The sequence below is a fragment of the Pseudomonas sp. genome (genome assembly GCF_041601375.1).
Lineage (GTDB): Bacteria > Pseudomonadota > Gammaproteobacteria > Pseudomonadales > Pseudomonadaceae > Aquipseudomonas.
In genome coordinates this window covers 1-10418 of sequence record NZ_JBFIIG010000151.1, presented here as the reverse complement: position 1 = coordinate 10418, position 10418 = coordinate 1, and the positions used below count along the sequence as shown (strand labels likewise).

At 61.0% G+C, this 10418-nt stretch carries 7 protein-coding genes and 1 pseudogene; 1 reads left to right on the top strand and 7 read right to left on the bottom strand.

Annotation, left to right across the window (positions count from 1 at the left end):
• Positions 1 to 248, bottom strand: a pseudogene (glyA, locus tag ABZE94_RS16835) (serine hydroxymethyltransferase); the annotation flags it as partial.
• Between the two features lie 523 nt (positions 249 to 771).
• Here glyA and ABZE94_RS16830 point away from each other — a divergent pair.
• Positions 772 to 1737, top strand: coding sequence for a GlxA family transcriptional regulator (locus ABZE94_RS16830; protein ID WP_372876671.1), 966 nt, complete (start codon positions 772 to 774; stop codon positions 1735 to 1737).
• Positions 1738 to 1911: 174 nt separating this feature from the next.
• On the opposite strand, the gene ABZE94_RS16825 is transcribed toward ABZE94_RS16830, so the two are convergent.
• The 6 genes from ABZE94_RS16825 to ABZE94_RS16800 form a co-directional block, all read right to left on the bottom strand.
• Positions 1912 to 3375: a sodium:solute symporter gene (locus ABZE94_RS16825; protein WP_372876669.1), complete on the bottom strand. Its 1464-nt coding sequence runs from the start codon at positions 3373 to 3375 to the stop codon at positions 1912 to 1914.
• 214 nt (positions 3376 to 3589) lie between these two features.
• The gene (locus ABZE94_RS16820; protein ID WP_372876667.1) at positions 3590 to 5176 is read right to left on the bottom strand and encodes a BCCT family transporter; all 1587 of its coding nucleotides are present in this window, start codon (positions 5174 to 5176) and stop codon (positions 3590 to 3592) included.
• A 141-nt stretch (positions 5177 to 5317) separates the two neighbouring features.
• Positions 5318 to 6103: a creatininase gene (locus ABZE94_RS16815; protein ID WP_372876665.1), complete on the bottom strand. Its 786-nt coding sequence runs from the start codon at positions 6101 to 6103 to the stop codon at positions 5318 to 5320.
• A gap of 328 nt (positions 6104 to 6431) precedes the next feature.
• Entirely contained in the window at positions 6432 to 7643 is a 1212-nt protein-coding gene (locus ABZE94_RS16810) for a M24 family metallopeptidase (RefSeq protein WP_372876663.1), read from the bottom strand.
• Positions 7644 to 8120: 477 nt separating this feature from the next.
• On the bottom strand, positions 8121 to 9128 hold the full coding sequence (locus ABZE94_RS16805) for a GlxA family transcriptional regulator (RefSeq protein ID WP_372876661.1): 1008 nt from the start codon (positions 9126 to 9128) through the stop codon (positions 8121 to 8123).
• A gap of 70 nt (positions 9129 to 9198) precedes the next feature.
• Positions 9199 to 10418: L-serine ammonia-lyase (locus ABZE94_RS16800; protein ID WP_372876659.1), on the bottom strand; the 1220-nt coding region annotated here is incomplete at its 5' end.

Below are 10418 nucleotides of genomic sequence, written 5' to 3'. Positions count from 1 at the left end.
TTGGCGCGATCGATGGCCAGTTGCTCGACCACGTCGACGTGCTCGCAGCCGCCGTAGTAGCGCTTGCCCGGATAGCCTTCGGCGTACTTGTTGGTCAGGCCGCTGCCCTGGGCCTGCATGACACGCTTGCTGGTGTAGTTTTCCGAGGCGATCAGCTCGATGTGATGCTCCTGACGCGCTTCTTCGGCGTCCATCGCCGCCAGCAGTTCGTCGTCGTAGCCCTTGATTTGGTCTTGTTTGCTGAACATCTCGAATCTCCCTGCGACGATATTGAGTCGCCTGTTGTTATTGATCAGAACGTACCTCCAACCCCACTCCCGCTTGGAGGCCATTACTCGGCGCATTGCTTGGCGCTTCGGCTGGAGGCGGGATAGGTAATGCCTGTTGCAGCAGATTGTGCGAAATGCACCTGGGTGCCGTTTGCTCATTTCCGACGTGAAAGTGTTCAAACTGGTAAGGCGCCGCGGCTGTCGACGAAAGAGGAGATCAGCGGAACGAACCCGGTCGTTGCCGGTGAGGCAGGTCATCCGCTTTGCGCCTGCGCCACAGCCGCGGACAATGCCCCCGGCCCGATCAAAGCGCTCTGCAATGGGTGTAAGATTGCAGCCAGTGCAGGTGTCTCTGCTGACGTCCAGCAACAATAAATCGTACCGTTGCCCCGGCTGCCGGCCCATGGCCTGCCAGCAATCGAGAGCGGCTGTAGTGGAGGAGAAGAAACAAATGGCACACGCATCGCCCCCCTTGGCAACGGCCGAGAACCAGCCTGCCGCGATGCCGGCCCAGCAAGTGAAAACCTTTGGCTTCCTGCTGAGCCCCAACTTCACCACGATCGGCTTCGCCTGCGCGATCGAGACACTGCGCATGGCCAACCTGGCTGCTAAACGCACCCTCTATCGAACCCTGTTGATCGCCGTGGACCATGAGCCAGTGCGCGCCAGCAACGGCATGTCTGTGGTACCGGATCACTCGATCAGCGACGCCCCCGAGCTTGACGCCTTGTTCGTGGTCGGTTCCAACCCGATTCCGGCGAAGAACGACCGCAACCTGCTCAACTGGCTACGCAAGCTGTCCGAGCACCATGTGCCACTGGGCGGTATCTGCACCGGCAGTCACCTGCTGGCCAGCGCGGACCTGCTCAAGGGCTACCGCTGTACCATCCACTGGGAAGACATCGAGCAGCTCAAGGACAAGTTCCCTGGGATCATCATCTCCAATCAGCTGTTCGAACTGGACCGCGACCGCTACACCTGCTCCGGCGGCACCGCCTCCATGGACATGACCCTGCAACTGATCGCGCGCGAACCGGACGGCGTGGAGATCGCCACCCACGCCGCCGAGCTGCTGCTCTGCGACCGCATGCGCGGCTCCCGCGAACAGCAGCGCGTGCCTTTGCGGCAGAAGCTCGGCAACGCTCAGCCGAAGCTGAGCCAGATAGTCGCGATCATGGAAGCCAACCTGGAGGAGCCGCTGGAGCTGGAGGAACTCGCTCAACTCAACGAGATGTCGGTACGCCAACTGGAGCGACTGTTTCACAAATATCTAGAGCGCAAGCCAGGCCAGTACTACCTGGAACTGCGCCTGAACCGCGCGCGCGATTTGCTTCTGCGTAGCGATGCGCAAGTGCGCGACATCTCCCTGTCCTGTGGCTTTGCCTCGCCGGCCCACTTCTCCAAGTGTTACAGCCGGCTCTTTGGTCACTCGCCACGCGGTGAACGCAAGCAGAAAGTCCTGAGCTGAGCGCCCACACCCACAAGCTCAAGGTCACACGCTGAAACGGCCCAGTAACTGATCCTGCTGTGCTACCTGCTCGACCATCACGTTGCATTGCCCAACTTGCTGCTTGGCACCGGACGGCAATTCTCACAGCAAAGAGCCACGGACTCTCTCGAGTCCGTGGCTCTGCTTATCCACTCAGACTGATTCGTCGCATTGAACGGTTGGCATTCGAGCGCGCGTGAACACAGACACGGTCACATAGCAGAAGGACGACGCCAGGCAGCCAATCAGCGGCCCTTCGACCCAGCCGATATCGGTGGTCAACAGCAGTCCACCGCTGGTAAAGAACCCCACCAACATCGCTACCAGGGCGCCGGTCACGTTGCCCTGCCAAAAGGTCGAGATGAACACCGGGCCGATCATCGCCGCCAGGAGAGTGCCGGAGCCGAGAATGCCCAACCAAGACAACATGAACGGCGGCGCATACATCATCATCAGCAGGCCCAACAGACCTAACGCCACTACCGCGATGCGGTTGATGGTCAGCGCGTGCGATGAGTCCACTTTGGCATGCTTGTTCAACGCCAGTCGCAGGTCATGCGAAGTCGCCGAGGCCACTGTGTGCAGCATCGAGTTGGCGGTGGACTTCATGGCGAAGATAATGAACAGGGTGATCAGGCCTTGCAGCGCTGGATGCATAAAGGTCTGCAGATACATCGGCATGGCATTGTCCGGGTCGGTCAATTGCGGGCCGAAGGCGCGCATGTACAGGCCGACGATCGGGATCAGACTGAGCAGCCCTCCAAGAATTGCCACATACACACCGACCTTGTGCATCTTCACCTTGGGTTTAAACGCCAGGAAGCGAATCGCCATATATGGCAGCACCGCGGCGAACAGGAAGGCATAAGGCAGCACTAGGAATACCGAACTCTTGCTGTTGCCATAGGGCGCTGCGGTGGTCGGGTTGAGCAAGTTCGTGTCGATGCTATTGAGGTTGCTCTGCCACAGCCCCAGATCGACGCTGGTGAACATCTGGATCATGATCACGATCGCTGCCAATGCCATGCCGCAGACCATCACAGTATCGGTCCAGGCCACTGCGGCCAGGCCACCGAGCATGGTGTAGAGGATGATCACCGAGATCATTAACCAGGCGCTGCTGGTCATCCCGATATTCAACCAGGACGCGCCGAGAATGCCGACTGCCTTGATCTGGCTGACCAGGAACACCATCAGCAGGATGATGGTCATCAGCGCCGCCACGCCCTGCAGCAGACGCCCGCCGTTACCACCGCCATGAATCTGACCTATGTACTCGGGGATGGTGTTGCTGCCCATGGTCAGTGCGCGCTTCTGCATGTGGTTGGCGAAAAACAGCACCGCGATCATCATCGCCGGGGCGAAGAAGAAGTTGCCCAACACCTCAATGGCGCCGAACTCGTAAGCCACCGCCGGCGAACCCATGAAGCCCCAGCCACTGAAGCCGGTGGCGACGATGGTACTGGCCCCGACGAAGGCGCCGAGACTGCGCCCGGCGAGCAAAAAGCCACCTTCATCACTGTCTTTGACTTTGCGTGAAGAAAGGAAGCCGATCCCGATCATCACCCCGAAGGCAAGGATCAGCAGGCCCCAGTTGAAGATTTCATAAAAGTCCATGGCGCTTACTCCGCCTGTCCGGCTTTTTCTTTGGCGGAACGGCACAGATAGGTTCCGGCCGCAGTCAGGAGCATGGCGAGGTTTAGCGAAACGAAGAGCGTGAGTACCCAGGAGGTCATGAAATAAGCCTCTTAAATTGTTCTTGTAGGAGTTTTTTGACGGGTGACTGAGGGTGGGCCGGCCGCCCAAGCTGGCGGCCGGCGGTACTTCAAACTTAAGTCGGTGCCTCTGACCGTAAAGCGCCCAGCTCCACCGGAGCTTCTGCGTGCAGCGCCTTGATCAAGCTCAGGCACATCAGCAGCATGATGAAAGAAAATGGCAATGCGCTGGCGATAGCCGCCGTCTGCAGGGTGGCCAAAGATGCTGCGCCACCGACAACCAACAGCACTGCGGCGACTACTCCTTGCATCCCCCCCCAAAACACCCGGTGACGCTTGGCTGGGTGGATAGCGCCATGGGACATGATGGTGGTCAGCACCAAGGTCGCGGAGTCGGCCGAGGTGATGAAGTAGGTGGCCACCAGCAGGGTGCCCAACCACAGCGCCACGGTGCCAAGGCCGCCGAGGTTCATGGAGTCAACCGTCACGAAGAAGGCGCTGGCGACATCCTTGGTCACCGCGGCGGAGATGCCTGCCTCGCCGAACAACTCATGACTCACGGCGGTACCACCAAAGGCGGCGATCCAGATGAAGGTCAACACTGTGGGTACCAGGATCACGCCCAGAATGAACTCACGGATGGTGCGACCACGGGATACTCGTGCGATAAACACGCCGACAAAGGGCGCCCACGACAGCCACCAGCCCCAATAGAACACCGTCCACCAGCCCTGCCAGCTGGATTTCCAACCCTCCCAGGCAGCCGGATCCTGCTTGCTGGCATCTGTCCAGAAACTCATCTCGATGACGTTCGCGAGATAATCGCCAGTGGCATCGACCAGCGACATGATGATGTAGCGGCTCGGCCCCCAGATGAAGAAGAACACGATCAGGGCGATGGTCAATATGATGTTCAGCTCGCTGAGCTTCTTCACTCCGCGATTGACCCCGGACACCGCAGAGAACACGGCGACCGCCGTAATCACTGCGATCAACCCCAGCTGCACCAGCACCGAGCTTTCCACGCCGAGCAGGCGATTCAGACCGGCATTGATCTGCTGCGCACCCAACCCCAGCGAAGTGGCCACACCAAAGATGGTCGCCATTATTGCCAAAATATCCACTGCATGCCCCCAAGGGCCATCCATGGCGCGACCGAACAGAGGGCGCAAGGTAGAGCGGATGGTTAGCGGCAGGCCCTTGCGAAAGGCGGCATAAGCCAACGCCAGGGCGACGATGCAATAGATCGACCAGGCATGCAGGCCCCAGTGGAAGAAGGTGATGCGCATCGCGGTTTCCGCCGCTTCAGCGCTCATGCTGGTGGCGCTGAAGGGGTTCCCCTGCATATGGAACATCGGCTCTGCGATACTCCAGAAAATCAGGCCGATACCCTGGCCTGCGGAAAACACCATGGCGAACCAGGAAAAGTAACCGAACTCTGGTCGTTCATCATCGCGGCCTAGGCGGATGCGACCGAAGCGGCTAAAGGCCAACCAGCCGTTGAAGAAGAGAAACAACGCGGCGATCAGCACGTAATACCAGCTGAACGCATAGGTGATACCACTGCGCACTTGGTCGAACAGCGCAGCGGCTTGCTCCTGATACATCAGTAGACCAAGCATCACACCGGCGATCACCAACAGCGAGCCCAGGGTTACCACCGGGTTCAGGCCCTTTAGCCAGGTACTCTGGGAAATAGCCACACGCGATTCATGCGGCTCCCCTCCTGTATGAATCGATGCGGCAGGCACCGCGCTCTGTCCCGTACTCATATTGTTAGCCTCTCGATCATTCTTATATTTGTCAGAATCATTGGGCAAAACACTGCATGACGCTGGCAGTGCCTAGGAGGGTGGGTTGAAGACTTCCTCGACGGCGCTAGCGATACCCTCCACACAGACTCGAAGAATCAACTCGCCCTTCTCCCGGCTGGCGCCGACAGCGGAAGACAAGGTGCCGGGGGCCGGCGTGCGTTCGGGAATAATGGGGAAGACGTCATAGGGCGGGAAGCTTGCCGGTGGGTGATCGACGACCCGCTCCATGTCGACTCGCTCAGGGTAGAGCGCCAACATAAGCGAGGTTTCAAATACTCCACCGTGCTCAATATCCCAGCCGAGAAATCCGTCCGGGTAGAGTTGTGCGATCACTTGTGGATCTTTGATGAAGTCCCAGTAGGACAGCACCACGACCCGGAAGTCGTTGATGCCTGCATAGCGCAGTTCGCGCAATGCCAGATCGATACCCTCGACGATGAACATCGAGTTCTCGTAGTGTCCGTTCATCAGCACCAGACGGCGCACGCCGTGACGTGCCAACTCGCGAATGATGTCCAGAACGCTGTGGGTCAGCGTGGCCCCGTCCAGGCTGGTGGTACCGGGAAAGTGGTTGCCCCCACCGGACTTTTGCTGCGACTTGTAACCGTAATGCAAGGCTGGCATAACCAGCGCATCGATACGCTGAGCCACCCGCTGGCTAACAGCCGTAGGCAGTAGCACATCCACGTCCATGCACATGTGATGGCCGTGCTGCTCAAGCGCGCCGACCGGCAGGAACAACACCCGCTCACCACCGGCAATAGAGGCTTCGTACTCCTTCCATGTGAGTTCGCCCACAAAGACACTTTTATTCATTGCTTCTGTCCTCTAACGAATCCGCCAATGTGCAGGATCGTTGCTGCGCCATCTGTCCGCCACAGAGATCAGGCCTCTGACCAAGGTGCGGAGGAAACTGAAGGAGTGCGATTGCTTCATCCGGCAGTACGGCATGCCAGGTAGCGACGATCCACGAACAAAGGCGCCGACATGCACCAGCCCCTACTGTCCACGGCCTCCATATGAAGCCCCAGCGAAACCTATTGTCACCTGTATTCACGCTGTTGCCTCCTGGCCTGGCGGCCTAGGTTCGAGACAATGGCAGCAGCGCAGCGGTGGTTCCCCCCCTCTACGCTGCGCTCTGGCATTACTTGCGAATGATGTTCTTCTCCGGCCCATAGGGGAACTTGGTGATGTTCTCCGCGCCCTGCTCGTTGACGATCAGAATGTCGTGCTCGCGGTAGCCACCGGCACCCGGCAGGCCTTCTGGCAGCATGATCATCGGCTCGATGGACACCACCATGCCGGGCTCGAGAACCGTGTCGATATCTTCACGCAACTCCAGGCCAGCCTCACGGCCGTAGTAGTGGCTGAGGGTGCCGAACGAGTGGCCGTAGCCAAAGGTGCGGTATTGCAGCAGGTCGTGCTGGAGGAATATCTCGTTCAGCTCGCGGGCGATGTCGCTGCAGCGCATGCCCGGCTTGATCAGCTTGAGACCGGCTTCATGCACCTCGACGTTGACCTGCCACAGGCGCAGGTGCTCGTCGGAGCAATGGTCGAGGAACAGGGTGCGCTCCAGCGCGGTGTAGTAGCCGGCGATCATCGGGAAGCAGTTGAGGCTGAGGATATCGCCCTTGTTGACCTTGCGCGTGGTCACCGGGTTGTGCGCACCGTCGGTGTTGATGCCGGACTGGAACCAGGTCCAGGTGTCCATCAGTTCGACGTCGGGGAAGGTGCGGGCGATCTCGCGCACCATCGCCTGGGTGGCGTGCAGGGCTACTTCGTACTCCGGCACCTGATCCTGCAGGGCTTCGACCACCGCGGCACCGCCAATGTCGGCGATACGCGCGCCGTGGCGGATCATGGCATGCTCCTCGACGGACTTGATCAGGCGCATGCCCATGCAGGGCGCGGCGATGTCCAGCAGCTGCGCATCCGGGTAGCGGGCGGCGAGCTTGTCGCGATTCTGCAGGTTCAGATGGTCGAACTCGATGCCGATGCGACGCGCCTTGGGCAGGGCCTGCTGGATGGCGACGAAGAAATTGTCACGCTGCCAGTCGGTGTAGACGATGTTGTCGGTGCCGACGGTACGGCGCCAAGGCTGGCCGCCATCGATATTGGCGCTGATGGTCACAGCGCTATCCTGGGTCACCACCAGGGCGTAGGGGCGGCCGAACGAGCAGAACAGAAAATCGCTGTAGTAGTTGATGTTGTGGTACGAGGTGAAGATCGCCGCGTCGATGTTTTCGGCGGCCATGTGGCTACGCAGCCGGGCCTGGCGGTTGGCATATTCCTGGGCGGAGAAGGTCGGCTGGACCTTCTGGCCATTCTGAATTCTGAGCGTCTTGGGCATTTGCATGGAGTTGATCCTTGTTGTTTTCCAGTGACTCGGCCCACCGGTCTGGTCAGCCGTTGGAAAGCATTGCAACAGATACAAACAGCCGATTTTTGTACGTTTCCGACCCGAAGTTGGTCAGATCCGCTGCGCCTGCCCAGGCATATATCGAAGCGTTGTAAGCCGCTTGAAAAGAGGCACGCAATGGATGAGGGGATTGCTACGCTCCAGGGCAGCCGCCCGGACACAAAAAAGCCCCGACCGGTGCGAACCGTGACGGGGCGTTGTGGCAAAGAGCGGAATGGATGCCACTGATCCGATGGGTATCGCTGCGCTCAAGCCTACGCGGCCCGCAACATCCTACAAAAGCCCTCGGCCGCACCAACCAATAAAAAAGGCTCGTACCGCGCGGCTGGCACGGACGAACCTGAAAGGTCTATAGGGTGTTACTCGCCGCAGGCAGTGCACCAAGGGTTCGGCGGCGCGGCACACATGCCGCGCTCAGTGCATGGCCAGGCGGCAGCGTTGCGACTTGCCCAGCCGCTCGTTGCTCGGCGCCACGCCGAAGTGCTCGCGGTAGCACTTGGAGAAGTGCTGTGGGGACAGGAAGCCGCAGTTGCTGGCCACCTCCACTATCGGCAGGGCCGACTGCCTGAGCAGCTGCCGCGCCTGCAGCAAGCGCAGTTTCAGGTAATAGCGCGACGGCGAACAACGCAGGTATTGGCAGAACAACCGCTCGAGCTGGCGCCGCGACAATTCGACATAGCGTGCCAGCTTATCGAGTTCGATGGGCTCTTCGAGATTGGCCTCCATCAGCGTTATCGCTTCCTGCAACTTCGGCTGGGCACTGCCCAGTGCCTGGCGGAACGACATATGGGGCGGCCCGGACTCGCCGCGCACCTGCTCGAGCACCAGGGTTTCGCTGATCGCGTCCACCAGTGCAGGACCGTGGCTACGGCCGATCAGTTGCAGCATCAACTCCAGCCCGGCCGTGCCTCCCGCGGCGGTGTACCGATCACGGTCGAGGACGAAGCGCTGCGGGCTGAGTGAGACAGCGGGAAACGTCTCGCGCATATCCACCTGACAGTCCCAGCTCACACAACACTCGTAGCCCTGCAACAGACCGGCATTGGCCAACACCCAACTGCCGCTCCCCAGCGCCCCCAGGTGCACGCGCTGCCGCGCCAGATTCTGCAGCAGGCGGATCTGCTCGGGATCGCAGTCGCGCGGCAGGCCTTCTGCGCCACACAGGATCAAGGCATCCAGCGCCGGCTCCGTCTGTGCAGCGCCATCCGGGGTCACCAGCATGCCGTTGCTGGCGCGCACGGCACGGCCGTCCGTAGTCAGGGTCTGCCAGCGATAGAGGATGCGCCCGGAAAACTGATTGGCACGGCGCAAAGGCTCGAGTACCGCCGCCAGGCTGATCAGGCTGAAATTGTCGCTGAGCAAAAAACCGATCGCCGCCAGGGCGACCTCTGCAGGCTGCTGCAATGCCTCGTAACTGGACATACTTAGCTCTCCTCGGCACCGGCCTGTGAGCGGAATCGGAAGCGATTGGCGATGGACGGGGTGGCGCGACTCAACACTCGACAGCGCTGACCGCCAGGCCGCCGCGTGAGGTTTCCTTGTACTTGTCGTGCATGTCGGCGCCGGTATCGCGCATGGTGCGGATCACCCGGTCGAGCGAGATGAAGTGCTGACCGTCGCCACGCAGGGCCATCTGCGCGGCGTTGATCGCCTTCACCGCAGCGATCGCGTTGCGCTCGATGCACGGCACCTGGACCAGCCCGCCGACCGGGTCGCAGGTCAGCCCGAGGTTGTGCTCCAGGCCGATCTCGGCGGCGTTTTCCAGCTGCTCCGGGGTGGCGCCGAGGATCTCCGCCAAACCGGCCGCGGCCATGGCGCAGGCCGAACCGACCTCGCCCTGGCAGCCGACTTCGGCGCCGGAGATCGAGGCGTTCTTCTTGCACAGGATGCCCACCGCCGCGGCGGCCAGCAGGTAGTCGACCACGTCCGCCTCGCTCACCGCCGGGCTGAAACGCACGTAGTAGTGCAGCACCGCCGGAATGATCCCGGCCGCGCCGTTGGTCGGCGCGGTTACCATGCGCCCGCCGGCGGCGTTCTCCTCGTTGACCGCCAGGGCGAACAGGTTGACCCACTCCATGCCGCTGAGGGTCGAGCCGATCACGTTGGGCTTGCTCATTTCCTGCAGGCTGCGGTGCAGCTTGGCCGCGCGGCGCTTGACGTTGAGCCCGCCGGGCAGAATGCCCTCGTGCTTGAGGCCCTGCTCGACGCAGTCGCGCATGGCTTGCCACAGGCGCATCAGGCCGCTGCGGATTTCCGCTTCGCTACGCCAGGCCTTCTCGTTGGCCATCATCAATTCGGACACCCGCAGGCCATGCTCCTTGCACAAGCGCATTAACTCGTCGCCGCTGGAGAAGTCGTAAGGCAACTGGGTGTGATCCTGGTCCAGCTGGCCGGTGGCCGCCTGTTCGGCATCGACCACGAAACCGCCGCCGACCGAATAGTAGGTGCCGCTACTCAGCTCACTGCCGTCGGCCGCATAGGCCGTCAGGGTCATGGCATTGGGGTGATAGGGCAAGTTCTCTTCGAGCAGCAACATGTCGCGCTGCCAGTCGAAGGCAATCGGCAAGCGTCCATCCAGTTGCAGGGTGCCACTGCTGTGCAGTGCTTCAATCCGCGGCGCAATGTTCGCCGGGTCGATCTGATCCGGCCAGTCGCCCATCAGGCCCATGATCACCGCGGTGTCACTGCCGTGGCCGACGCCGGTGGCCGACA

What these genes read in the sequence shown, in the direction of transcription:
- ABZE94_RS16830 (WP_372876671.1), top strand. Translation starts at nt 772, where the DNA reads ATGCCGGCCCAGCAAGTGAAAACCTTTGGCTTCCTGCTGAGCCCCAAC.
- ABZE94_RS16810 (WP_372876663.1), bottom strand. Translation starts at nt 7,643, where the DNA reads ATGCAAATGCCCAAGACGCTCAGAATTCAGAATGGCCAGAAGGTCCAG.
- ABZE94_RS16825 (WP_372876669.1), bottom strand. Translation starts at nt 3,375, where the DNA reads ATGGACTTTTATGAAATCTTCAACTGGGGCCTGCTGATCCTTGCCTTC.
- ABZE94_RS16805 (WP_372876661.1), bottom strand. Translation starts at nt 9,128, where the DNA reads ATGTCCAGTTACGAGGCATTGCAGCAGCCTGCAGAGGTCGCCCTGGCG.
- ABZE94_RS16815 (WP_372876665.1), bottom strand. Translation starts at nt 6,103, where the DNA reads ATGAATAAAAGTGTCTTTGTGGGCGAACTCACATGGAAGGAGTACGAA.